This is a genomic window from Maribacter arcticus (assembly GCF_900167935.1).
Lineage (GTDB): Bacteria > Bacteroidota > Bacteroidia > Flavobacteriales > Flavobacteriaceae > Maribacter > Maribacter arcticus.
The window spans coordinates 240,900-266,690 of the sequence record NZ_FUYL01000003.1 but is presented as its reverse complement, the minus strand read 5'-3'; the positions used below and the strand labels follow the sequence as shown (position 1 = coordinate 266,690).

Here is a 25,791-nt window from a genome sequence, read left to right as displayed (position 1 = left end):
TCCAATCTCAAAAGATTGGACTCTTTTTAGTTTACCCCATTTTAGAGCAAAATAAAACCCCATTAGAACTGCCGCTTTAATGGGGTTTTCATTATTATTCAATAGAATCTACCAAATAGGGGCAGGGTATTTACCTGAGTCAGATTTCTCTTTAAGGCTGTTCATTGCTTTTTCTTTATCACTTGCATAAGTAACACCGAACCAATCGCCGCCAGAAGGTATACATTTTACTTCTATCTCATTTGCCTGCAGCATCTCTTGTATCATTAATGGGATATACAGCTCACTGTTCGCAATACGGTTATCGTCATTTAAAAACAATCTGAATTCAGATTCAATCTTATCGAAAATGGAAGGTCTACAAACCCAAAAGTTCATACTTGCCTGTTCATCTCCTGTGAAAGATAAATTTGTGTCCTCATCAACAATTTTATCTTCTTTCTTTATTAATTTAAGTCGTTCTTGAACGGAAACTAAATTTTCACCTTTAACTTCACAAACACCTCTAGAAACAGAGCCGTGTTCAGATAATGTATCTTTTAAAGTATACCCTAAAAGTGCATATGCATTATCATCCGATTTTATGAAATCAGCAGCTCTCTTATAGGCAGATTGACCATAAAAATCATCAGCATTTATAACTACAAACGGACCATCGATAACATTTCTTGCAGTCCAAACTGCATGAGCGGTGCCCCATGGTTTTTTACGCTCACCAGTGAACGTAACTCCATCAGGTAAATCTGTAATCTCTTGAGCAAGAACATTTAATTTTATGGTTTTAGGTAGTCTTTTTGAAAGGTGTTCTTCCAAAAAAGACACATTTTCTTTTTTGGTGATGACTACAATCTGTTCGAAATTATTTTGGATGGCGTCATAAATAGCGAATTCCATTAAAAATTCACCGTTTGGACCTAAATCATCGAATTGTTTAAGTTTTCCATATCTACTGCCACTACCAGCAGCCATTAAAAGTAATGTCATGATTTTTGTATTTAAAAGGTCAAAAGTATGAAATGCTATGATAAATCATCCTCCAATTTAGATGTATCACCATTAAAATTGACGATTAGTTAATATTAGTCAAGTAGTTTTTATAAATTCAAGGATTATAATTTTTTGAATATGAGCTCGAGAAGAAATTTTATTAGAAATGCATCAATTGCAAGTATGGGATTAGTGGCAGTACCAGGTTTTGCCCGAAATAGTTTTAATGCTGCGGATAAATTGAATGTTGGATTGATTGGAGTCGGATTAAGAGGTACCAATCATCTTCAAAACCTTTTATTAAGGAAAGATGTGAACATCACTGCGATTTGCGACGTTGACCCAGAACGTATAGCTATTGCTAAAAAACATATCGCAGAGGCAAAAGGGAAAGTTCCAAAAGTATTTGGCTCAAATGATATGGATTATAAAAATCTTTTGGCCTTGGCAGATGTTGATGCAGTAGTAATTGCGACACCATGGCTTTGGCATACTCGTATGACGGTAGATGCTATGGAGGCAGGAAAATATGCTGGGGTAGAAGTGTCAGCTTCAAATACCTTAGAAGAGTGTTGGGATTTGGTCAATACTCATGAGCGTACTGGCACCCACATGATGATATTAGAAAATGTAAACTATCGTAGAGATATTTTAGCCGTGCTTAACATGGTGAAACAAAATGTTTTTGGTGAGCTGGTTCATTTTAGGTGTGGCTATCAACATGATTTAAGACATGTTAAATTTAATGATGGAAAAACGGCCTACGGTAAAGGAGTAGAATTTGGAGAGAAAGGTATTTCTGAGTCTAAATGGCGAACTGAACATTCAGTGAAACGAAATGCAGATGTCTACCCAACTCATGGTCTGGGTCCTATCGCTGTAATGGCGGATGTTAATAGGGGAAATCGTTTTGTATCGATGACCTCTCATGCCACAAAAGGTATAGGATTACATAATTATATTGTAAAGGAAGGTGGTGAAACTCACCCGAATGCAAAAGTAAAATTCAAGCAGGGCGATGTAATCACCTCTACCATAAATACAGCCAATGGCGAAACTATAATTATCACTCACGATTGTAATTTGCCCAGACCTTACTCATTAGGGTTTAGGGTTCAAGGCGCTAATGGACTTTGGGAAGTAGACGGAAGTCGAATTTATGTTGAAGGAGAATCTGAACCTCATACTTGGAGCGAAGCTCAACCATGGATAGAAAAATATGATCATCCACTGTGGAAAAAGTATGGCGAATATGCTCTAGATGCCGGTCATGGGGGTATGGACTTCTTTGTAATGAATTCATTTATTGAATCTGCGAAACAAAACATTGCACCTCCTTTAGATGCCTATGATGCTGCTGCATGGAGTGCTGTTACACCACTTTCTGAGGTATCTATAGCAAATAATGGTGAACCTCAGGATTTTCCTGATTTTACAAGAGGACTTTGGATGAATAGAAAACCTTATGATTGGATGAAAGAAAATTACTAAAATTTATTTTTCATGACTGATAAATTATCACAATCTTAGTTTAAGATTAAAATATTAATAATTTAATATTTTATTATATCTATTATTAAGATAAATTTAAATATAATTTAATATATATGTAATGAAAATAATATTATATTTTACAGTAATTTTTACTTTTTTAAGTGTGTCATGTGCTTTAGCCAATGATACTGAGCCGAAAAATACCAAGGCATTAACCAGTCAGATTTACAATCTATTTGATGAAGAGAATGTTCCAGACCAGATTAGGGGGCAAAAAGCAGAAGTTCGTTTAGCTGTTGACGATAAAGGTTTGGTTAGGATATTATCTATATCTACCAATTCGAGTATGCTTTCTAAGTATATTAAGGAGAATATAGATTTTCAAGAACTTCGAAAAGGTAGTTATGATGAAGATATTGTGTATCTCGTACCTATTGAAGTAGCTAAATGAAACAATTCTTATGTAAATGAGTCAAATTATCTAACATTTAAAAGGAGTAGTTTGAATTAAAAAAGTTGGCTTGGCGAGTATATTTATACAAGTTGAGCTATTTTTTTGTTTTATAGTTGCCAGAGTTATGAGCCTTAATTTTTTTTAGTAATTTTTACAATCGCTCTAGAACGTTTCATGGCATGTGTTCTTATTGTTTTTGAAAGATATTTCTGATTTTATATGTGGCCTTTGGATGAAAGAAACCTAGTTAAAGTTCGATTTAGCTAGCCTTGGCATCGCTAATTGATTTTTTTTCATTAGTAGGCATAAAATCATCTTTTGCAATGGTCATATGTGATTTTTTTTTCAAAGTTTTACGGGTTATTTTTCTCTCTCTATCTAACATGAAGCTTGTAGTCTTGAAAATATCTGGAGTAAAAGAAATAGCTAGAATCGATGCTCCTAAACCAAGCAATATTAGCGGATTGATGAAGAACTCGCTAAAAGAGAAAATACCGATAATCAATAATGTAGAAAAAGGTAAAGAACATGCTAATATGTTTAGCCCGAAGTTAACATCGAAGGTCGGATTCGGCTGCGCGTCTTTCTCATCCATAGATTGAATGGCACTCATATGTGCGAATGGCCAAAAACTACATGCGCTTTGAGGAAAAACAACTAACAGTAGAATCATTGCCGGAGTTAAAGTTGGTATAGCGAATGCAAATAGACCGCTTATTAAAAAAGCAAGACCCGCTCTACGGAATAGCATAGATATGATTAACTTAAATTCACCAGAATTGATTCTAACGGCCATGCCTATAAATAATAAGACTAATGGCGTCATCAAATCTTTTATGCTTAATGCAGTGTTTTGAAAAAAGGTTGGTAATGAAGAAAGGTTTAATCCGAAACCTAACATAATCAAACCTACTACAATGACCATATTAATAGGTTCGTTAATTAATGAAATAAAAAGACCTTTTAGTTTACTTTTAGATGACTCTTGTTTTTCATTGACCGAGTTCTTACGGTACCAATGCATGGCTAGCATGTATAGCAGTATAAGGACAAAAATTTTGTTCCCTATATCTGCTAATGCAGCTAAAGCCAAAGTGTCGTCTCCTAAATAAGCTACGATAAATGGAAAACAGGATAAGCCTGGTGCCGTCGAGGGCAATAACATCATTAACGTTCTCTTTTTACTTTTCTCTTCTTTATGTAACGATGCTGCAAGAAAATATTTTGTAGCTAATAACATTAACAAATTAAAGGTTAAAGCGGCTAAGGGAAATACTAATAATGTACCATTTAGTTCTATTTTCAGCAGAGCTACGAAAATAGTCGCAGGTAATGCCACACTCAATATTAAGACCTTAACTCCTTTTAAATCTTGCTTGGCTACTTTTTTTTGTAAAAGCAACCCAAGGCCAATGATTAATATTAATTCCAGTGTTTTTTGTAAAGCAAAATTCATCTTCTGAGGGATTTAGTTTGAGCAGGGTTCTCTAAAAATGAATAGTCCGAAGGAGTTGAACTAGAGACTGTTGTATAAAGGCAATTATCCTTTCACCCAACTCCTAGACTAATTCAAACTTAAACTAGCACTTTTTCAAGGGCAGCGGTAAACAACTTCATTTCATCCATAGTACCCATGCTCACACGGCACCAGTTTTTTCCGTAGATTTCAAAAGCTCGCACACCAACACCTTCGGCGGTCATTTTTTCTAAGAAAGGTTTACCGTCCATTTCTATTGGGAAAATTATAAAGCTTGTAGAAGAAGGTACATATTCAAAGCCTAAACGATCAAGGTTTTCGTACACGTATTCTCTACATTCTTTATTCAGTTTTCTAGATTTGTCTTTAAAGGCAACATCTTCCATACTGGCCATTGCAGCATAAACGGAAGGAAGTGAAATACCCATACCACCACGTGTTATTTTTTGAATGATATCTAAGGTTTCTGGTTGTGCTACTACATAACCTACGCGTAAACCTGCCATACCTTGAATTTTAGAAAACGTACGGGCAATGATTACATTTTTACCTTCATTGATTAACGACACCATACTCTTTTTGGCACTATCTTCTAAGAAACCTAAATAAGCTTCATCAACGAAAATTGGAGTCTTTTCAGATACACGTGAACAGAAATCAATTAGTTCTACATGGTCGGTCATACTCCCAGTCGGGTTGTTGGGGTTGCAGATGTACACTAATTTTGTATCGTCATCAACTGCCGCTTCCATGGCTGCTAAATCGTGAGACCAGTCTTTTTTAAGTGGAATGGGTTTCCAAGTGGCACCAGTTGCTTCAGCAACTTTAATTAGTGACATATAAGCGGGATCTGCAGAAACAATATTACCTCCATGTTGAAAGAAAACCATTGCTGTTTTCTCCAATAAATCAGATGAGCCTGGCCCCATCATAATATTTTCTTGCTTTACACCCTCTTCAATAGCAATCTTATCCATTAATTGGTATAGCTCTTTCCATGCGTAACGGTTACCTTTTGGTGCATATTCTTGCATAGCTGCAACGGCCATCGGCGATGGGCCATACGGATTTTCGTTTGCATTTAATTTTGCCGCAAGCTCTAGAGGTTGGGTTGGTGCATATGGTAAATACTCTTTAAAAAAAGGGGTATACGGTATATTCCCTTTTGTATCTACTACCGTTGGTTGTGAGGGGAAAGCCCCATAGGTCAAATAAGGTGCTGCCATGACTCCTGCTGCTGTGAGAACGCCTTTTTTAAGCCAATCTCTTCTGTTTACATTTGTTTTCATTTTGTGCTATATTTAAGTTTATACTATTCAATTAGATTCTACAGGATCAGCATTACTACCAAGGTCACCTGTTGCAACCAGTGTATCGTCGGTAGTACTCAGATAGATATCAATATGACTATCCATTGATGAAATGGAATCATAGAAAGAAGTATCTGTTATAACATAGAATTTACTAGTGTCTAGCTCACCTGTTTCGCCAGAAACATTATCTAATGTTATCATGGTCGTTCCTCCTGAACCAACTGCACCATCTATAATCAATGCAGGGTGCAATAGACCAGGAACTGTGTTGTAAAGTGAAATTTGTACTAGGGTTTGGTCTAAGGTGCTTTTCCAAAACACGATTCTGCCATAAACATTTGACCCATCGGGATCAGTTGAATCAATGGTATATGCTGTATAGGTAGTTAACTTGCCACCACCATCGGCAGTGGTTAATATTGCTTCTAATCGTTCTTGTTCGCAAGAGAAAAAGCCAATTGTTACTACTAAGATTACTATATGTTTAATGTATGTTTTCATAATTATCTTTTCTTAAAGGGTTACCTTGCTTTATAGTGTGAACGTTAATCTTCCAAAATAGTAAGAGCCTGAAGACCCTTGCTGATAATTAGAATACAAGTTGAATGTTCTAAGTTCATATCTAATGATTTCTGGATATTCATTGAACACATTATTACCACCAACGGTTAGGCTTAGATTGTCTGATACCTTGTAGGTGACACCTAGATCTACCGTAAATTCTGGAGTAAAATATTGATCAGCGTACCCTGTAGAACCATCTAATAATGTTCTCGATCTACTATCTCTTGTTTGAACAGAACCATAACGGGTTCCCCTTAACATGGTAGAAAATTTACCTATTGAATAATTTACGGTACCAATTAGTTTGCTGCTAGGCGTTCCTGTTTCAAATTGACCTATAAGACCCCTATTCACATAATTATCAGCCAATTCTTCATCAGTTAAATTGGTGTTCAAATCTGGTAGATTAATGTTTTCAAATTTATTCTCTCTAAAAGTTCCTGAAAGAACTACGCCTAATTGACCTGCGCCTAAATTAGTGTTGTAATTGGCTACTGCCTCAATACCTTTGGTGCTAATGTCACCTCCGTTAATTCTGAAGCTTGCAAGTCCGCTTCCAATGATTGGTGCTAAAGCAGGAGTGGTGCCTGCATTAAATTCACCAGTTTCAAAAATTCTATCGAAAATATCAATTTTGTAGGCGTCTAAGGTGAAGTCTAATTTTCCAATTTTAGTAGTAAAACCTAGGCTAAAGTTTCTAGAACGCTCTTCTTGTAATTGACCTATACCCAATGCACTTGCCGCAGAACTGCTATTTTGGTAAAGTGTTCCATCAAAAGGAACCAGGTTTACGAAGAAAGTATAGCTATGCGAATAGTTTAGTTCCTGTAATGAGGGAGCTCTAAAACCACTACTGTAAGAACCTCTTATTGCAAAATTATCGCTGATAGAATATCTACCAGCAACTTTACTGGTAATTACATTTCCAAAATCAGAATAGTTTTCTAAACGTAAGGCACCAGAGATAAGAAATTTATCGGATACATCTAATTCTAAATCAACATAAGCTGCCATAACAGATCTGAAACTATTACTCTCGTTTTCAGGGGCAAAACCTCTAAAGCACTGACAGTTCAATGCATAGTTTTTCACTAACTCTTGACTTACACCTGCATATGGTAAAACAACTGCAGCACCAGAGTCATCTACAATGGGTGAACCGTTCAAGTCTTCAAGTGGGAAACCATCAGGACCAATTAATGCTTGGTTGTCTTCTGTAGCGGTTATAACGCCAGCAGTACCTGCTGTCCAACTTTCTTCTTGTCCGGCTTCGATGGAATAGTTTTCAACCCTTAATTCACCTCCAAAGGCAACATTCAATCCTGAAAGAATGTCTTCATAGTAGTTGGTGAAATCTAGATTAAGTGAGTTTTGTAAGAAGCTATGTGTTCCTAGGTTCATTTCAGTAGGAGAACTTTCTCCAATACTTGCATTCCAAGTATTGAACATACCGTATTTCGCTGAATTGGTTCCGAAGGTGTTGCTTAAATCAAATTCGTAATCTCCTAACTCGCCGGTAATACCTGTAGCCAATGACAAGTTGTATTGGTCTGTATAAATTTGAGGCCTAAATCCATTTGGATAAAGGGCGTAACTTGTTCGGTCTGCTTGTGCAGCCCTTCTATAAAAACAGCTATAGGCATCTGAATACTGATATCCAAAATCACCAAAGGCGTAGAAGTCCGTGGTATCTGTTAATGGAATTTCCATATTGAAACTAAAACCCATTAATGTTTTTGCTGGTTGTCCTGAATAGGTAGAAACATCTACTTGTTCAATACCCCTAGCATCCATTAGTCCTTCAACGGTGGTCAATGAGCTAATTAAACCAATATCACCACTGCCTTGGGCTGCAATAAGTTCAGGATTTGTTATAATTGGGTTGCCGTTTACACCCGCAGTACCGTTATTTAAATATAAATCGTTATAAAGTGGCGCTCTATCAATTTCTAAAACTGTTGGTCTTATTGTTCTTTCTGATTGACTTACAAGAACTGAGGCATTGAAGTAACCTCCATTTTCAAATCCGACTCCATAATTCCCATCGAATTGAAAATTGTAGCCATCCCAATCTCCAGAAGATCTGTTAAGCGCTTTTTCTGCGTCTGTTAAATCAGAATCGCCAAAATCAGGTGAGGCATTTGGGTAAGCACCGCCAGTTAGTGTTCCGGTAAATTCGCCAGTTCCTTTTTTAAGAACCACGTTTACAACACCGGCAATCGCATCGGAACCATATTGGGCGGAAGCGCCATCACGTAATATTTCTATTCTGTCAATACCGATAGAAGGTATAAACTTCATATCTACAGCATTTGAAGGTGTACCCGTTTGTGATGCGGCAAGAATAGCTGAGGTATGTCTTCTTTTACCATTTACCAAAACCAACATTTGGTTAGGAGCCAAACCTCTTAAAGAAGGCGGACTAACAAATGATGATAAGTCACCACCACCACTTGTATATGCGGTAAATGATGGAGCGGAAGCTGCTAGCATTTGTGAAAGATCTTGCTGCGGCATATTTATCGCATCTTTCTTAATATTGATTACGTCTACAGGTACGGGAGTGTTCAATTTTGTTCTTGCAGCACCTCTTGTGCCAAGTACAATGGTTTCTGTCAACTGTTGTGCTGACTCTTCAAGGGTTACATTCAATGTAGTTTTACCGTTCGCAGGAACCTGTAATTTGGCATAGCCTATAAATGAGTAAATCAAAACAGCATCAGAGGTGGCAGAAATGGAGTACAAACCATCAAAATCTGTAATGACTCCTTTAGTAGTTCCTTTAACTATCACATTTACGCCTGGTAATGGGCCTTGCGAATCTGATACTTTTCCGGTTATTGTTATTTCCTGTGCATGGACTACAAATAGTGTGTGTAGCATTAAAAAGGAAAGCGTTAGAATTTTCTTCATAATCGAGTGAGTTTAGTTATTGCTTAATGGTTTACATACCGTATAAACGCTCATATTTACATATGAAAACTATGGGGGTACGTTATTCGTAAAAGAAAAGTTCCGGAAACTTTACAATCAAAATATCATGTTATTTGAGGATAATTTGACTTAGACAATATTATAGATTGTTGAAGAATAATAAAAATAGCATCGTTTTGTAACTAATTGTAAACAAGCTTATTGTGTTCTTTTTTATTGAATAAAAATCATTTTTTTTGATTAAAAATGATAATATTTCGATTTTTTGAAATCCTAATAATACGATTGTGAAGATTTGATATTATTTGCTGCGAAGATGCTTTTTATGCAATCATCAGTAGGATTATGAAATTTTAAACAAAAGCTCAATTATTGGTATTTTTATTGCAATATTAATACGTAAAATGACATAACTATAAATTAAATTTGTTAAAAAAGGCTAAAGACCTATAATAGTTTAATGAATGGTCAATTTTAATTGTTGTGAGAATTTAATCGAACGTATCAGATGAGAAATAAATTAGACCATGTAGATTTTAATATTTTGAATATTCTGGCGGAAAATGCACAAACCCCTTATACCGATGTAGCCAAAAAATTGATTATTTCTCCAGGAACGGTGCATATGCGAATGCGAAAAATGAGGGAGATGGGTTTAATAACCGGAGCAACCCTTAGTTTAGATTACGCTAAGATGGGTTGGAAAATGACTATTTTCTTAGGAATTTTTTTAAGTGAGATTAACCTTTTTAAGAAGGTCATGAAAAAGTTAAATGAAATTGAAGAGGTGGTTAAAATACACCACGTAACCGGTAAATACGATATTTTTATAAAGATGCATGCTAGAGATAGTTTTCACTATAAACAAGTCTATCAAGATGAAATTCTTAGCATTACGGGTATACGTGGTATAGAATCATTCATTTCAATTGAAGAGAATGTGGAACGCCACATTCAATTCAATGAAGTAATAGAAGATTAATTTACATTAATTTCATTTCTGTAGGGTTCCAATTAACGGGTTGTTTTCTAGAATAACTTTCGTTAGCCAAAAGTGCTGCTCCTGCGGCTCTAAGTCCAAATTTCGGGTCCTGTATTACTTTACCATTACTTCTTATGCTCGTAAAGAAATTATTGAAATGGTCATAATGACCTCCTTTATAATCACTCGGTGCTTCCCAAGTGGTTGTACCTGTAGACAAACTAGATCTTCTAGGTTCTAAGTTTTTAGCAGCATATTCGTTTTTGATCTTTTGTTGCATTTCCTCGGTAAACGAAATCAATGAATATCCACTAGGGGTCATACTTAATTTTGAACGATTTACGGTGACGGAGTTCTGCCCTATTTCCATTTCACCTTCGGTGCCTATAAGTTTAAAGCCACCACCTCCACCACTACCTGCAATAAAGTTTATACGGAAAGCTGCATTAAAAGGCGCATGAGTTTCAGTTTTAGGATAATCATATAGGGTTATGGAAACATCGGGTACATCTCTACCATCTTTCCAATAACGTAGTCCACCAGTTGCTAAAGCTCTATTTGGCCCATGTGAACTTATGACATAATTTAAAGTAGAAAATGCGTGAACGAATAAATCTCCCGCAACTCCGGTACCATAATCTTGATAGTTTCTCCATCTAAAAAATCTTTTTGGTTCGAAAGGTACTTTCGGGGCGTTGCCTAAAAAGGTGTCAAAATCAACGGTATTCGTGTTTGCATCTGGTGGTATAGGGTATTGCCATGCACCCTCAGCAGAATATCTGTCGTTATACATATCTAACATCACAATATCTCCAATAGCCCCATCTTCATAAAGTTGCTTTGCTTTCTCATTACCGAGCGATGACATTCCTTGGCTACCAACTTGGCATATTTTACCTGAGTTTATTTGTGCCTTTATAATTTCTTGACCTTCATTAAAATTTTGCACCATTGGTTTTTCACAATACACATGCTTGCCAGCATTAAGTGCTGCAACTGCTATAGTTTGATGCCAATGATCAGGTGTTGCAATAATTACGGCATCTATATCTTTACGATTTAATACCTCTCTATAATCACGGGTCACAAAAATATCTTGCCCCCAAAGTTCTTTTGCTCTTTCAAGTCTTCCGGTATATAAATCGCATGCTGCGACCAACTTTACCCCATCAACTTTCAGGGCAGCTTGCGTGTCGAATATTCCCTGAATTCCTGTACCGATCAAAGCAATATTTATTTGATCGTTCGCACTAAACTCTTGATGGGTGTAGCTTCTACTTAAAATTAAACGGTTGTTACTAGAGGCTGCCAATAAAAAAGGACTTGTACTTAAGGCAGCTGAGGTTAGCGAAGCGCGTTTTATAAACGATCTTCTTGAATTTTTTTTGCTCATGTTTTGGTTCGGTATTGGTAGTTGTTGTCAACTTTTAAAAATAGCAATTTTAAAATTGAATATGGGTATGCCTACTTCATTTATAAGACCAACTAATAATAGCTATGTGTTGTTGCTTATAAAATATGGAAGCTGTTGGTCTTGATAATTCGAATATCATCATTATTTATGATTTAAATGGCAAAGAATTTTTATAGAAGGGCGTAATTTTGCAGTCGCTAAAAATAGACTTTTGTTGAAAGATTTGATTATAGCAGCACTTTGGAGCATCTCACCATTAGGGGAAGCTAAAGTTGGTATACCCTATGGTTTGCTAAATGGGGTTAATATTTATTTGGTGTTAGTGGTGTGCTTTTTAGCAAATGTCATGGTGTTTCCTATCATGATGTTTTTTTTGAATACAATCAATAAATACTTACTTCGCTGGCATTTATATAAGAAAGCAGCACTATTCATTGCACGTAGGGCAAAAATGGGTTCTGGTGATCAAATAAGAAAATATGGTTTTTACGGACTCATATTTTTCGTAATGCTACCTGTTCCTGGTACAGGAGTTTATGCAGGTAGTATCGCCAGTTACCTTTTTAAAATTGAGCGTAAAAAAGCCTTTGTTGCTAATACGATTGGTATCTTTTTGTCTTCTGTAATCATTTGGGTCACTACTTTGCTGACCATGAAAGGAATGGCATAGTATGATAATTGTGTTTCTTGAGCTACTATCATTTTGTGAATAACTAAACATCTTAAAAATTTCATTACCAACATAAGCCCTTTAAATTTGCAGCTTTTTTATGCTATGAATGACCTTAAAATTGGTGATAAACTTTATAATGTTGAGCAGAATGGATTCAACGATTTTGCTAGATATTCATTTTCTGAAGTGGCACGTTTAACTGAAACTTTGGCTGTATTAAAAAATGGAGTAAGGCTTATAAATAGACCAAAACAATCTTATATTATGGAAGATGTTGGTTATTCGGTTTCACGTAATAAAGGTTCGCATTGGCATATCGTTTCTTTAAATGCAATTCGTAATGCGCAAATTGAAAATGAGAAGATTAAGATTCATGATTGGTTTGCTTCTAAGCAATTTTCATTGAAAGAAAAACAACAGGTATATAAACTTTTTAATACTAAAGAAGTTTAATAATAGGCTACTAAAAATAGTTGTTGTAAGAAATTAACATGCTATACATTTATTTAAAAACCTTTATTATCTTTGTGGCGTTGTGTTGTGTCTCGAAGAATATTTGAGACAATTGTGTTTATCGGTTTATGCCGATAGTACCCAATGAAAGGCTTTCCATAATGGGAGGCTTTTTTTGTTTTCCGCTATACTTTATGAATAACATAATGAACTAGAGAGGCTGCTAATTTAGCGGTCTGGTCATCTACATCATAATTCGGATTAAGTTCTACCACATCTAACCCCAATAATTTACCTGATTCAAGAATTAGTTTTAGACTTTTAAGTACTATGTCTGGGGAAAATCCCATTGGTGATGAGGCGCTAACGCCCGGTGCGTAAGCTGAAGAAAAACCATCTAAATCAATTGTAGTGTATAGATAATCAACATCTTCTATAAATTGCATGAGTCGTAATTCTACATGTTCTAAATAGGTCATGCAGAAATACTTTTGCTCTAAATAATTTGCGTGATGGGTCTCTGCAAATTCAAATAGGTCTTTTGTATTCGCATCTTTTCGAATACCTAAGGCCATATACTTTATAGACTCATTCTTTGCTTCATGTTCCGTGGCTATTTGGTAAAAAGGTGTTCCTGAGGTATTACCATTGATATTTGGTCTTAAATCGAAATGGGCGTCAAAATTAATGATTCCTATCGTTTTGCCTTCTGGTAAGTATTGAGACAAGCCGTTGTAATGCCCATAAGCAAGATCGTGACTACCACCAAGAATAATAGGAATTGCATTGTTATCTAAAAAGAATTTAACGGCAACTGATAAATCACTTTGTAGTGATTCTAAATCTTCATCGTTACATTCTAGATTTCCGAAATCGATGAGCTGCGTGTTATTGTCAAGATGATTTGGCATTTTTCCCAATTGCTTCCGAATAGCATCAGGTCCCAATGATGAGCCAACCCTGCCGTGGTTTCTTCGTACACCTTCATCACTACTATAACCTAATAGAGCTATAGTCTTGTTTTGGTTAGACTGAAACGGTGATTTGATACTCGAAAGAATAATTTTTTCATTCAAGTAAAGTTGTTGGTCAGACGACCTTCCAATCCAATTATCCTTTCTAGGAAGCTTATAATTTGACATGTTATATCAACAAATTAGGGGTGAAATGTAATGAATTATAGCATGAAATTTACACTAGAATTCGATTAAAACAAGTTCTCTAAATATTTGTCTTCTACTAAATTAGGAAAAGTAACTTTGAGAGTCGGGGTTCTTTCCATTTCTCGTTGAATAGCGAACATTGCTTCTTTATTTCGGGCCCAGCTTCGGCGAGATATCCCATTGTTTACATCATAGAAAAGCATGTTTTTTAGTTTACGCTCTGCATCGTTTGAACCATCTAACACCATACCGAAACCACCATTGGTGACTTCACCCCAACCAACACCACCACCATTATGTATAGATACCCAAGTAGCACCTCTAAAACTATCGCCAATAACATTGTGTATGGCCATGTCGGCAGTGAATTTACTGCCGTCTGTAATGTTACTAGTTTCTCGGTAAGGAGAATCTGTACCACTTACGTCATGGTGGTCTCTACCCAAAATGATAGGGGCAGATAGCTCTCCATTAGCAATTGCCTCATTAAAGGCCAAAGCTATTTTTGCTCTACCTTCCGCATCAGCATATAATATTCTGGCTTGAGAACCTACAACCAACTTATTTTGTTCGGCTTCAGATATCCATTTAATATTATCTTTCAACTGTTGTTGAATTTCTACTGGAGCTTCTTCTTTTATTGCTTTTAATACCCGTAGGGCAATTGCATCTGTTTTTCGTAAATCTTCAGAATTTCCAGAGGAACAAACCCATCTAAAAGGACCGAAACCATAATCAAAACACATTGGTCCTAGAATATCTTGTACATAAGATGGATATTTAAAATCAATACTATTTTCTGCCATTACATCGGCACCAGCTCTCGAAGCTTCTAAAAGAAAGGCATTTCCATAGTCAAAGAAATAAGTTCCTTTTTTAGTGTGGAGGTTAATGGCATCTGCATGTCTACGTAATGATTCTTGAACTTTAGCTTTAAAAGCTTTCGGGTCTTGATTCATCATTACATTAGCATCCTCGAATGAAAGTCCGACAGGGTAATATCCGCCGGCCCATGGATTATGTAAAGATGTCTGGTCAGAACCTAAATGAATATAAATATCTTCTTTATAAAATCGATCCCACACATCAACAACATTACCAATAAATGCCAAAGAGATTACTTCATTATTCTCTTTCGCTTCTTTGGTTCTTTTGACCAGCGTATCTAAATTTTGAATTAATTCATCTACCCAACCTTGTTCAAATCTTTTTTTGGCGGCATGTGGATTAACCTCAGCACAAATGGTAATACAACCTGCAATATTACCCGCCTTTGGTTGAGCTCCACTCATGCCACCTAAACCTGCAGTTAAAAATAACTTACCTGCTGAAGATTCGGTCGTTTTTAATACTTTTCTAAATGCGTTCATTACTGTTATAGCGGTGCCATGAACAATGCCCTGCGGACCAATATACATAAAGGAACCAGCCGTCATTTGACCGTACTGAGTTACCCCAAGTGCATTGTATTTCTCCCAATCATCGGGTTTAGAATAGTTCGGAATCATCATTCCGTTTGTGACTACCACGCGAGGAGCTTCTTTTGATGAAGGAAAAAGACCCATTGGATGACCAGAATACATATGCAAAGTCTGTTCTTCGGTCATTTCCGATAGATACTGCATGGTAAGCAGGTACTGAGCCCAATTTTGAAAAACGGCCCCATTACCACCATATGTAATTAGTTCTTGAGGATGTTGTGCAACTGCAGGATCTAAGTTATTCTGAATCATAAGCATGATTGCAGCTGCTTGAGAAGTATGAGCCGGATAGTCAGATATTGGCCTAGCATACATTTCGTAGGTAGGTTGAAAACGATACATATAAATACGCCCAAAAACCTGTAGTTCTTCAGCAAATTCAGGTGCTAGTGTCGCATGCCATTCAGTAGGAAAATAGCGTAGTGCATTTCTAATTGCTAATTGTTTTTCAGCTATAGATAGTATTTGCTTTCGATTCGGAGCATGACTTACATTTGAAGAACGTTCCTTTTTTAGAGGAAGTTCAGCGGGTATTCCGGTTTGTATCTCTTGTTTAAAGTTCATCATACTGTTTTTTATTTTTCCTAACTCCTAACTCCTAACTCCTAACTCCTAATTATGCTTATCATAGACTAGGTTGCCATCCTTCCAAACCATGCAAGGTTTTAAGTTGCCTTGGTTGTAGAGAATATCTTGGTAATTATCACTGTGGAAAACGGCGAAATCTGCTAAAAGCCCTTCTTCTAGTTTTCCGCGATCAGAAAGGTTTAAAGCTGCGGCTGCTCTAAAGGTGATTCCTGATAAAACCTCTGCATTGGTCAATTTTTGAAATGTACCCAAAATACTGGCTTGGGTGAGTAAATCGCCCATGGGTGCAGAACCAGGGTTGTGGTCGCTCGCTATTGCTAAAGCGGCACCAGCATCTAATAATTTACGTGCAGGAGTGAAATCACATCCTAATCCGATAGAAGCTCCTGGTAAGGCAACGGCAATGGTATCGCTATTGGCAAGTATCGCAATTTCATTTTCAGTGCTTGCCTCCAAATGGTCAGCACTAAGTGCTTTATAATCGACAGCTACTTTACTGCCAGCAGGCGTAAATTGGTCGGCATGAACGGTAATATCGAATTGCATAGCACTTGCTGTATTAAAATAATCTTTAATGTCTTCGGCTGAAAATGCACTTTCTTCAATGAATGCATCAATACGGTTAGCCAACTTTTCTGACTTAAGAATCGGAAATAAACGCTCTGCTATTTCTGATAGATATGCGGTTTCTGTTCCTTGAAAATCTTTGGGTAGCATATGCGCAGCTAAACATGTGGGTATTAAATCTGGCATCGCGGTAATATTTGCCTCTTTAATGGCCCTTAGCATTTTTAGTTCTTCATCTACAGAAAGACCATATCCACTTTTTACCTCTATAGTGGTGGTGCCGTTTTTTAAATGGCGATTAGCAAGTTTTATGGTGCTTTTGGTCAATTCTTCTTGTGTGGCTTTTCTAGTTTGCGTAACCGTATCCCAAATACCACCACCCGCATGTGCGATTTCTAAATAAGATTTACCTGCATTTCGCATAGCATAATCCTTTGCGCGTGACCCTCCAAAACAAATATGTGTATGAGCGTCGATGAAGCCCGGTACACAAACATGATTTCCTTTTAGGGTTATTGTTTCTCCAATTTTATCGCTTTCTTTTAAAAGTTTAAAATCTCCTATTTTAGTAATAGTCGAACCGGTAATAATGATACCGCCATCTGAAACTATGTGCAATTCACTATCCTTAACGGCACCTTTTAAAGGTATGCCGGTCATGGTAATAATTTGTTTGAAGGGGCCTATTAATGTTGCTTTTTCCATATTTTCAATATACTTCGAATTCTGTTGAAAATTTAGTTTTTAAAGAAATGTTGTGTTCCTTTTGAACCCGATCTACAACTTTTATGATGGTTTTATTCTGAATCATTTCAATTCCTTTTTCAATATCGTCGGCGAAAATGCGGTCTTTTACAGCAAAGGCGACTTGTTCTCTAACTGCATTATGAACTTCATCTAAGAAAACTCCAGATTTTAATGGTTTTCGAAACTCAAAAGCTTGTGCTGCAGTAAGTAATTCAATAGCTAGTATTTTCTCGACATTTCCAATAACCTGTAATGCTTTTCTACCTCCAATGGATCCCATACTAACATGATCTTCTTGGCCTAGAGATGTTGGAATACTATCTGCGCTTGATGGAAAACAGAGTCCTTTGTTTTCACTTGCCAAAGCTGCCGTAGTATACTGTAAAATCATATAGCCAGAATTGATGCCAGTATCGTTCATGAGTAATTTAGGCACACCAGGGCTATTTCCTTCTAAGGCTAAATAAATGCGTCTATCAGAAATATTACCTAATTCAGATGCTGCTAAACACGCGTAATCTAAGGCCATGGCTAAAGGTTGTCCATGAAAGTTACCACCACTAATGGTCAGTTCTTCATCTATAATAACCGGATTGTCTGTTACAGAATTCAATTCAACTTCTACCAATTCTTTTAGGTGTAGCCAAGCGGTGCGAGAAGCACCATGTACTTGCGGTATGCAGCGAATGGAGTAGGGGTCTTGTACCTTTTCGCAATCAACATGGTCGTCCATGATTTCAGACCCTTTCAATAATTTCTTCACTCTTTTTGCAACATGAACATTGCCTTTAAATGGTCGTAAGGCATGAAGTTCATTGTAAAATGGTTTTACCGAACCCTGTAACCCTTCAATCATCATGGCGCCAATAATATCGGCTTGTGCTAATAATGAATGTAATTGCGAAACTACCTTTACGGCATGAGCCGCAATAAATTGTGTGCCGTTTATTAATGCTAAACCTTCTTTTGGACCTAAGGCTATAGGTTCGAGTCCGGTTTTTTCAAACAAGGTTGCTGTTGTAATAATTTCATTTTTATATTCCACCTTACCCATTCCAATTAAAGGAAGAAATAGATGAGATAAAGGCGCCAAATCACCCGATGCACCTACTGAACCTTGAGACGGAACTATAGGAATAGCATCATTCTCAATATGCCAAATAATTCTTTTTAAGGTTTTCAGGGCAATACCTGAAAAGCCTTTTGCTAAGGACTGTGCTTTAAGAATTAGCATCAATTTTGCTATATCTTTCTTTATTGGGTCACCAACACCAACACTATGACTTTGAAGAATATTGGTCTGAAGAATATTCGTTTCTGATTTTGAAATCTTGGTAGTGCATAAGGGTCCGAAACCAGTGTTTATACCGTAAACAGGGTGTCCTTTGTCTACTATTTTCTGAACGATGCTCCAGCTTTTTTCTATTTTTATCTCGGTTTCATTAGAAAGAATCACAGAAATTTTGTTCTCAGTAATTTCTAATGCTTTCCCTGCGGTAAGCCAATCTTCTCCTAGTTTAAATGTCTGTTTACTCATAACATTGATGTCTCAAGATTTAGGTTAAAATTAATACCTATTTTTAATACTTGGTAATATCAATTTTGTCATTAATTCATAACCATGAGTAATCAAATAGAATTGCGGCACTTAACTTATTTTCTTGCGGTCGCCGAAGAACTACACTTTAGAAAAGCGGCTGAAAAATTATTTATTTCTCAACCGGGATTAAGTAGGCAGATTAAGCAAATGGAGGATATTTTGGAAACTCAATTATTTGAACGTAATAAGAAGAAAGTTTCTCTGACACCCGCTGGTCATTTTTTAAAAAAAGAAGTAGAATTCATTTTCAATCATTTAGAAAAAGTTGAACGGCAATTAAAATTAGTCGGTGACGGTAATAGCGGCGAATTGCGAATTGGGTTTTTAGGTTCGGCAATGCAAAAGGTGATTCCTCAACTACTTTTGAATATTAAAGAGACATATCCAAAAGTAAGAACCTCTTTAGAAGAGCTTTCAAATTTCGCACAGGTAGATGCGGTATTGAATGATCAATTAGATATGGGTTTTGTACGTGTTGCTAGAGTACCAAATACGTTACATATGAAAACGGTTTTCAAGGATACATTTTCATTAGTTCTACCAGAACGATACCCTTTACTTACTAGAGAGTTTAAGGGAATGCATCAATTTGCAAATGATGATTTTATACTTTTTAATCAGACATATAGTCCGTTGTATTATGAAACAATAATGAGCATTTGCCAAGATGCAGGTTTTGCTCCTAAAGTTTCGCATAAGTCGGTTCATGCCCATACTATTTTTAAGTTAGTAGAAAATCATATGGGTATCGCTATTGTGCCTACAGCTTTGCAGAACGGATTTCAAATGCGTGTAAAGTTTATTGAACTTAAGAATATTCCTCAGCGGGCAGAACTATCGGTTATATGGAAAAAAGAGCATACGAATCCGGTATTGAAAAATTGTATGGAATTGCTATTGGTAAGTAAGTACTATTAAGATAAAAAGCTATCTTTTTTTTTTATTTATCTAACAAATAGTTTACTGCCTATGTCTTAATTTTACAAGATAAAATGATAGTATGGTATTTGATATAATAAAGAAGAGAAGGTCAATATTTCCAGTACAGTATAATGAAACTCCTATTGCGAAGGCTGACATAGAAAAAGTACTAGAGGCGGCCAACTGGGCACCCAACCATAAGTGTACAGAACCTTGGCGGTTTAAAGTACTACAAGGAGATGCAAAAAGTCGATTAGGAACATTCTTGTCTAAGAAATATGAGGAGGTTGACCCTAGGCCAAAATCGATAAAAATTAAAAAGCTACAGGAGAATCCACAAAGGGCAAGTGCGGTTATTGCTATTTGTATGCAGAGAGACCCTAAAGAATCTTTACCAGAATGGGAAGAAGTGGCTGCAGTAGCTATGGCTGTTCAAAATATGTGGTTGTTATGTACAGAAATGGGTATTGGTAGCTATTGGTCTTCACCCGGACTCATAAAATACATGGATGAGTTTTTAACCTTAGAGGAAGGTGAAAAATGTTTAGGATTCTTTTACATGGGGAATTTTGATGGAGACCTCCCAGAAGGAAAGCGAAATCCGATTGCTTCAAATACAGATTGGATTACTGAATAAGGTTAACTAAAGAAAGGAAACAGTGCAGCTTTGTGTTGCCAGGCTTCAGATATGAACATGCCTAAGTATACAATGGCGACTAAGAATTTCATAAAAGTGCCCGTTAAAAATCCAAGGAATGAACCAAAAGCCGCTTTCGTAGCGGTTTTTTTGTCTGCCTTATTTAAAAGTTCACCCACTAAAGCACCAATAAAAGGCCAAATGATAATGCCAAAAGGGCCTAGTATAGGAAAGAAAAGTGCAACCACCAACCCAGCAGTAGTGCCAATTACGCCAGCTTTTGTGCCACCAAATTTTTTAGTTCCTATGGCTGGTATCACATAGTCTAAGGCAAAAACTAGTAGGGCAATGGCTAAAGTAATTCCTAAAAAAGCCCAAGTCATATCGATTACGCTTGTAGAATGAAGTAGAAGTAATCCCACCCAACTAATTGGCGGCCCAGGTAAAATGGGTAAAAAACTACCTATTATGCCCACGAGCATTAGTATAAAGCCAAGTATCAATAAGAAAATATCCATTGTTTAAAGTACGTGTTTCGTATTAGACTAAGATAGGTCTCTAAAGTTACAAGAGAATAACCGAATATTATTTTTTATAACTAAAAAAATAGTTTAAACTAAATATTTAGTTATATTTGAATATCAAACTAAAAGATTAGTTGAATGAAACAGTTGACAAAAGCCGAAGAAGAGATTATGCAAGTTGTATGGCAATTGCAAAAATGTAATGTTGCGGCAGTTATAGAAAAATTACCTGAACCAAAACCGGCGTACAATACGGTTTCTACCATAGTACGTATTCTTGAAAGCAAAGGCTTTGTGGATCACGAGCAAGAGGGGAAAGGGTATTTGTATTTTCCTTTGGTGCAAAAAGCCGATTACAGCAATCAGTCTATTAATAAACTGGTAGACGGTTATTTTCAAGGTTCTTTTAAAAGTATGGTGTCTTTTTTTATGAAGAAGAATGATATGAGCTTGTCTGAATTGGAATCAGTATTAAATGAAATTAAAAAGGAAAAGCCATGATACAATACATTCTTGAGTGCATTGCCTTTCAATTACTATTCTTAGTCATCTATGACTTTTTTTTAAAGCGAGAAACTTTTTTTCAATGGAATAGAGTGTATTTACTAGGTACATTTTTACTATCCCTGATTTTGCCATGGGTAAAAATTGAAGCATTTAAGCAGCAAGTTCCGCAGACCTTTGCTGGGTATCCTGATTTTTTATGGAATTTAAATGCTGTACAAGTAGTAACTATTGAAGATTCTTTGGGTTGGCAATTAACTTGGCAAGAGGGTATTTTTTATTCAGGAATGTTTTTAGCGCTTTTGTTTTTTGTATTTAAACTAAGACAAGTATATCTATTAAAAAAGCACGGCGAACAAGTTCAATTTCCAAATTTCACGCAAGTAATCATCACCAATAGTAGCATCGCCTTTTCATTTTTCAAATCTATTTTTATTGGTGACAAGGTGCTAAAAATGAAACATGATACCATTATTGAGCATGAGTTGGTGCATATAAGGCAAGGTCATACTTGGGATTTATTATTCTTTGAGCTCATGCGAATTATTGGGTGGTTCAATCCCTTGGTATACGTGTATCAAAATCGAGTTTCAGAATTGCACGAATTTATCGCAGATGCTCATGTGGCTAAAGAAGACAAATCAGAGCAATATCAGCAGTTGTTATCTCAAGTTTTTCAAACCGAACATATATCATTCATCAATCAATTTTTTACAAAATCATTAATCAAAAAACGAATCGTCATGTTACAAAAATCGAAATCAAAAAAAGTGTTTCAATTAAAGTATTTATTGCTACTGCCATTAGTGTTTGGGATGTTGGTTTATAGTTCTTGTGAAATAGAAAAGAAACAATTGGAAGAATTGTCAGAAAGTGCCGATGAAGTGATACATAAAGAAGACTCACTTATAACAATGTACAATGATTTAGCCACAGAAAGATGGCGCTTGTTAAAATCGGCGGATGAGAATAACCCTATAATAGTCAATTTGGATAATGAATTGAAGAAACTAAAAGCACGTATAGATAACGAAGATAAAAAAAACGCAACCACCGTTAAATTTGAAGTAAAAGAATATAGTGATGACACTGAAGTTCCTTTTGCCGTTGTTGATGAAGTTCCAATTTTTCCAGGTTGTGAAGATGCGGCAGATAAACGTGCTTGTTTTAATGACAAGATACAGTTGCATATTGGCAAGAACTTTAGTTATCCGAAAGAAGCTCAGGATAAAGGAATAGAAGGAAGAGTAAGTGTTATGTTTATGATTACATCGGAAGGAGTAATTGATAATATAGAAATGCGTGGGCCAGATAAATTGTTGGAAGATGAGGTAGAACGAATTATTAAGAAGCTACCAAAAATGACTCCAGGAAAACATAAGGGTAAATTGGTGAGTGTACCTTTCTCTATCCCCGTAAATTTTAAATTGCAATAATTTAAATAAAGGTCTTTACCAATACAGTGAAGTAATCTGTTTGTTTGAAACACGTAACAAACAGGTTGCTTTGTCGCTAAAAAACTTCTTGTAAAGACGTATATCTGGTGTTTTGATGTTTGTTTTTACTTTTTACGACGGGTTATCATATTATGTCTCCTCAAAAAAATCGTAATTTCACCCGTAGAACAGGTGTGATGAAACGATATGTATACTTTCTTCTTTTTATACTTATAAGTTCTTGTTCGTTCTTTGAATCAAAACAAAAACGAACTCAAGAGCTTATAAACGAAGAATTACGTCATATAGATTGGAATAGTGTTGACTCTTATCCTTTTTTCTACACCTGTGATGAAACGGCTACCAAAGCTCAACAGAAGATATGCTTTGAGGAAACTTTAATCTCTCATTTTCAAGAAACCTTAAATGATTTTGAATTTACACTTACCGATAAGGAAAGTGAAACGGCAGCGGTTATTTTTGTAATTGATACCTTGGGTAGAATTAATGTCACCGATATAGAAAAAGATGCTTCGGTATTAACCCAAATGCCAGAATTTGATGGTGTCATTACCCAAAGCTTAAAGAATCTTCCTAAACTTGCACCCGCTTTAAAAAGGGGAATTCCGGTGAATACTAAATACCGAATACCTGTTCAATTAAATACAAACTAAGCACTTTGGCGAACGAGAAAATTATATTGGGTATTGACCCTGGTACAACTATTATGGGTTTCGGACTCATTAAAGTAGTGGGTAAAAAAATGGAGTTTATTCAAATGAACGAACTGCTACTTCAAAAATATAATGACCCATACACAAAATTAAAGCTCATTTTTGAGCGTACGATTGAGTTAATTGACACCTATCACCCCGACGAAATTGCCATTGAGGCTCCTTTCTTTGGTAAAAATGTTCAATCAATGCTTAAATTGGGTAGAGCTCAGGGTGTAGCCATGGCTGCGGGACTTTCACGACAAATACCAATTACCGAATACCTTCCAAAAAAAATTAAAATGGCGATTACCGGTAACGGAAACGCCAGTAAAGAACAGGTGGCAAAAATGCTACAAAGTGTATTAGGATTAAAAACACTACCAAAAAATCTAGACAGTACCGACGGACTAGCAGCTGCCGTTTGTCATTTTTATAATGAGGGTAGAGTTGAGGTTGGTAAAAGTTATACTGGCTGGGATGCTTTTGTGAAGCAGAATGAGAAAAGGGTGAAAAAATAAGATAATAATCAATGAACAATTATCAATGAACAATGAAAATCCATTATTGAAAAAATCTTATGATTTTGCTTTGCAAATTGTTAAACTCTATCAGCTTATTACCAAAAATAAAAACGAATACGTTTTATCAAAACAACTCTTAAGGTCTGGAACTTCTATTGGTGCTAATATAGCCGAAGCTAATGGTGCCATTTCTAAAGCAGATTTTTCTGCTAAAATCTCAATTGCTTACAAAGAAAGTTTGGAAACAAAATACTGGTTGAACCTACTTATGGATTCAGAATATATTGAAGTAACTACGGCGAAGAAATTGATTAATAATGCAGACGAGCTTTCTAAAATCATGTTTTCGATTTTAAAATCCACAAGAATAAAAAAAGGAGCATAATTGCTCATTGATAACTGTTAACTGTTTATTGTATCATGAGCGGAATTTATATTCACATTCCTTTTTGTAAGCAAGCTTGTCACTATTGTGACTTTCATTTTTCTACCTCGATGGGGAAGAAGGATGCAATGGTGAATGCGATATGTAAGGAACTGGAATTGCGAAAGTCGGAGTTTGAAGATGAAACTGTAGCTACAATTTATTTTGGTGGTGGTACACCATCTGTTTTGCAATCGGATGAAATAGAGCTAATACTGAACTCGGTTCGCACGAATTATACTATTATCGATAATCCTGAAATCACCTTAGAGGCGAATCCTGATGATTTATCTGAAGAGAAAATAGTGCATTTGGCAGCGAGTTCTATAAACCGATTAAGTATCGGTATTCAATCATTTTTTGAAGAGGATTTAAAGCTGATGAATAGAGCGCATAATGCTGCAGAGGCTGAAAAAAGTTTGCAGTTGGCAAGGCAACATTTCGATAATATTTCTATTGATTTAATTTATGGAATGCCTAACATGAGTCTAGCGCGTTGGAAAGAAAATATTGATAAAGCTCTTGGATACGGAATTCCGCATATATCTAGTTATGCATTAACCGTAGAGCCCAAAACGGCCCTTGCCAAATTTGTGGAAAAAGGATTGGTTTCACCTGCCAGTGATGAAGAAGCACAAGAGCATTTTAACCTCTTAAACGAAACCCTATTAGATGCAGGATTTGATTGCTATGAAATTTCCAACTTTGGAAAACCTGGTTATTACTCAAAAAATAATTCCGCGTATTGGCAGCAGAAAAAATATATAGGTATAGGTCCGTCTGCACATTCATTTGACGGTGTACGTAGAGGGTGGAACATAAATAACAATCCGAAGTATATTAAATCGATTGAGAAAGATATTCTTCCTATGGAAGTTGAGGTTCTTTCTGCGACAGATAAATACAACGAATATATAATGACAGGCCTTAGAACTATTTGGGGAGTATCTTTAAGTAGAATTGCAACCGAATTTGGCCCAAAGTTTAAGGAATATGCCTTGTTACAAGCCGATAAATTTATTGAAGAACATCTTTTATATTTAGATGATGAAACCCTTAAAACAACAAAAAAAGGCATGTTTTTAGCAGACGGTATTGCTGCAGATTTGTTTATGGTCAATCTTCGATAAACTTTTGGACATGAAAGTTTCTCGATTCGAATAACTTTACTTGAACCGTTTAAAAAGTTGTAATTTTCTTAATTCAAAATACAACGT

At 36.0% G+C, this 25,791-nt stretch carries 24 protein-coding genes; 13 read left to right on the top strand and 11 right to left on the bottom strand.

Annotated elements, in window-relative coordinates:
- Positions 1-108: 108 nt before the first annotated feature.
- Positions 109-984: a nucleotidyltransferase family protein gene (locus B5X55_RS06530; protein WP_234999683.1), complete on the bottom strand. Its 876-nt coding sequence runs from the start codon at positions 982-984 to the stop codon at positions 109-111.
- Positions 985-1,125: 141 nt separating this feature from the next.
- Here B5X55_RS06530 and B5X55_RS06525 point away from each other — a divergent pair, with 141 nt between their 5' ends.
- Both B5X55_RS06525 and B5X55_RS06520 read left to right on the top strand, forming a co-directional pair.
- Complete coding sequence (locus B5X55_RS06525; RefSeq protein WP_079511804.1) at positions 1,126-2,478, top strand: Gfo/Idh/MocA family protein; 1,353 nt, start codon at positions 1,126-1,128, stop codon at positions 2,476-2,478.
- 121 nt (positions 2,479-2,599) lie between these two features.
- Positions 2,600-2,932, top strand: a complete 333-nt coding sequence (locus tag B5X55_RS06520) for a hypothetical protein (protein ID WP_079511803.1) — start codon at positions 2,600-2,602, stop codon at positions 2,930-2,932.
- 262 nt (positions 2,933-3,194) lie between these two features.
- Here the strand turns inward: B5X55_RS06520 and B5X55_RS06515 are convergent, their stop codons facing one another.
- The 4 genes from B5X55_RS06515 to B5X55_RS06500 form a co-directional block, all read right to left on the bottom strand.
- On the bottom strand, positions 3,195-4,391 hold the full coding sequence (locus B5X55_RS06515) for an AEC family transporter (RefSeq protein WP_200811589.1): 1,197 nt from the start codon (positions 4,389-4,391) through the stop codon (positions 3,195-3,197).
- Between the two features lie 119 nt (positions 4,392-4,510).
- Positions 4,511-5,701: a pyridoxal phosphate-dependent aminotransferase gene (locus tag B5X55_RS06510; protein ID WP_079511802.1), complete on the bottom strand. Its 1,191-nt coding sequence runs from the start codon at positions 5,699-5,701 to the stop codon at positions 4,511-4,513.
- Positions 5,702-5,728: 27 nt separating this feature from the next.
- Positions 5,729-6,226, bottom strand: coding sequence for a hypothetical protein (locus B5X55_RS06505; RefSeq protein ID WP_079511801.1), 498 nt, complete (start codon positions 6,224-6,226; stop codon positions 5,729-5,731).
- A 30-nt stretch (positions 6,227-6,256) separates the two neighbouring features.
- A complete protein-coding gene (locus B5X55_RS06500; protein WP_079511800.1) occupies positions 6,257-9,202 on the bottom strand; it encodes a TonB-dependent receptor in 2,946 nt (981 codons plus the stop codon).
- A gap of 529 nt (positions 9,203-9,731) precedes the next feature.
- On the opposite strand from B5X55_RS06500, the gene B5X55_RS06495 reads away from it, so the two are divergent.
- Positions 9,732-10,205, top strand: a complete 474-nt coding sequence (locus tag B5X55_RS06495) for an Lrp/AsnC family transcriptional regulator (protein WP_079511799.1) — start codon at positions 9,732-9,734, stop codon at positions 10,203-10,205.
- Between the two features lies 1 nt (position 10,206).
- Here the strand turns inward: B5X55_RS06495 and B5X55_RS06490 are convergent, their stop codons facing one another.
- Positions 10,207-11,598 (bottom strand): Gfo/Idh/MocA family protein, encoded by a 1,392-nt coding sequence (locus B5X55_RS06490; RefSeq protein ID WP_079511798.1) that lies wholly within the window; start codon positions 11,596-11,598, stop codon positions 10,207-10,209.
- 232 nt (positions 11,599-11,830) lie between these two features.
- On the opposite strand from B5X55_RS06490, the gene B5X55_RS06485 reads away from it, so the two are divergent.
- Together B5X55_RS06485 and B5X55_RS06480 are read left to right on the top strand one after the other, a co-directional pair.
- Positions 11,831-12,289, top strand: coding sequence for a COG2426 family protein (locus tag B5X55_RS06485; RefSeq protein ID WP_079511797.1), 459 nt, complete (start codon positions 11,831-11,833; stop codon positions 12,287-12,289).
- 105 nt (positions 12,290-12,394) lie between these two features.
- Complete coding sequence (locus B5X55_RS06480; protein ID WP_079511796.1) at positions 12,395-12,745, top strand: pyruvate kinase; 351 nt, start codon at positions 12,395-12,397, stop codon at positions 12,743-12,745.
- Between the two features lie 185 nt (positions 12,746-12,930).
- Here the strand turns inward: B5X55_RS06480 and hutG are convergent, their stop codons facing one another.
- The 4 genes from hutG to hutH form a co-directional block, all read right to left on the bottom strand.
- Positions 12,931-13,887 (bottom strand): formimidoylglutamase, encoded by a 957-nt coding sequence (gene hutG, locus B5X55_RS06475; protein WP_079511795.1) that lies wholly within the window; start codon positions 13,885-13,887, stop codon positions 12,931-12,933.
- Positions 13,888-13,952: 65 nt separating this feature from the next.
- On the bottom strand, positions 13,953-15,953 hold the full coding sequence (locus tag B5X55_RS06470; protein ID WP_079511940.1) for a urocanate hydratase: 2,001 nt from the start codon (positions 15,951-15,953) through the stop codon (positions 13,953-13,955).
- A gap of 48 nt (positions 15,954-16,001) precedes the next feature.
- Positions 16,002-17,249: an imidazolonepropionase gene (gene hutI / locus B5X55_RS06465; RefSeq protein WP_079511794.1), complete on the bottom strand. Its 1,248-nt coding sequence runs from the start codon at positions 17,247-17,249 to the stop codon at positions 16,002-16,004.
- A 4-nt stretch (positions 17,250-17,253) separates the two neighbouring features.
- The gene (gene hutH / locus B5X55_RS06460) at positions 17,254-18,828 is read right to left on the bottom strand and encodes a histidine ammonia-lyase (protein WP_079511793.1); all 1,575 of its coding nucleotides are present in this window, start codon (positions 18,826-18,828) and stop codon (positions 17,254-17,256) included.
- 84 nt (positions 18,829-18,912) lie between these two features.
- Here hutH and B5X55_RS06455 point away from each other — a divergent pair, with 84 nt between their 5' ends.
- Entirely contained in the window at positions 18,913-19,809 is an 897-nt protein-coding gene (locus tag B5X55_RS06455) for a LysR family transcriptional regulator (protein ID WP_079511792.1), read from the top strand.
- Positions 19,810-19,891: 82 nt separating this feature from the next.
- Positions 19,892-20,449 carry a nitroreductase family protein gene (locus tag B5X55_RS06450; RefSeq protein WP_079511791.1) on the top strand — a complete coding sequence of 186 codons (558 nt, stop codon included), beginning with the start codon at positions 19,892-19,894 and terminating at the stop codon, positions 20,447-20,449.
- Positions 20,450-20,451: 2 nt separating this feature from the next.
- On the opposite strand, the gene B5X55_RS06445 is transcribed toward B5X55_RS06450, so the two are convergent.
- Positions 20,452-20,967 (bottom strand): DUF456 domain-containing protein, encoded by a 516-nt coding sequence (locus B5X55_RS06445; protein WP_079511790.1) that lies wholly within the window; start codon positions 20,965-20,967, stop codon positions 20,452-20,454.
- A gap of 144 nt (positions 20,968-21,111) precedes the next feature.
- On the opposite strand from B5X55_RS06445, the gene B5X55_RS06440 reads away from it, so the two are divergent.
- The 6 genes from B5X55_RS06440 to hemW all read left to right on the top strand — a co-directional run bounded on the left by B5X55_RS06440 (position 21,112) and on the right by hemW (position 25,704).
- Positions 21,112-21,474, top strand: a complete 363-nt coding sequence (locus tag B5X55_RS06440) for a BlaI/MecI/CopY family transcriptional regulator (RefSeq protein WP_079511789.1) — start codon at positions 21,112-21,114, stop codon at positions 21,472-21,474.
- Positions 21,471-22,913, top strand: coding sequence for a M56 family metallopeptidase (locus B5X55_RS06435; RefSeq protein WP_079511788.1), 1,443 nt, complete (start codon positions 21,471-21,473; stop codon positions 22,911-22,913). The genes B5X55_RS06440 and B5X55_RS06435 overlap by 4 nt, the downstream gene beginning before the upstream one ends.
- A gap of 152 nt (positions 22,914-23,065) precedes the next feature.
- A complete protein-coding gene (locus tag B5X55_RS06430) occupies positions 23,066-23,587 on the top strand; it encodes a hypothetical protein (protein WP_234999682.1) in 522 nt (173 codons plus the stop codon).
- A 5-nt stretch (positions 23,588-23,592) separates the two neighbouring features.
- Positions 23,593-24,147, top strand: coding sequence for a crossover junction endodeoxyribonuclease RuvC (gene ruvC / locus B5X55_RS06425; protein ID WP_079511787.1), 555 nt, complete (start codon positions 23,593-23,595; stop codon positions 24,145-24,147).
- Positions 24,148-24,172: 25 nt separating this feature from the next.
- Complete coding sequence (locus B5X55_RS06420; protein ID WP_079511786.1) at positions 24,173-24,535, top strand: four helix bundle protein; 363 nt, start codon at positions 24,173-24,175, stop codon at positions 24,533-24,535.
- A 35-nt stretch (positions 24,536-24,570) separates the two neighbouring features.
- Positions 24,571-25,704, top strand: a complete 1,134-nt coding sequence (hemW, locus tag B5X55_RS06415; protein WP_079511785.1) for a radical SAM family heme chaperone HemW — start codon at positions 24,571-24,573, stop codon at positions 25,702-25,704.
- Positions 25,705-25,791: the final 87 nt, after the last annotated feature.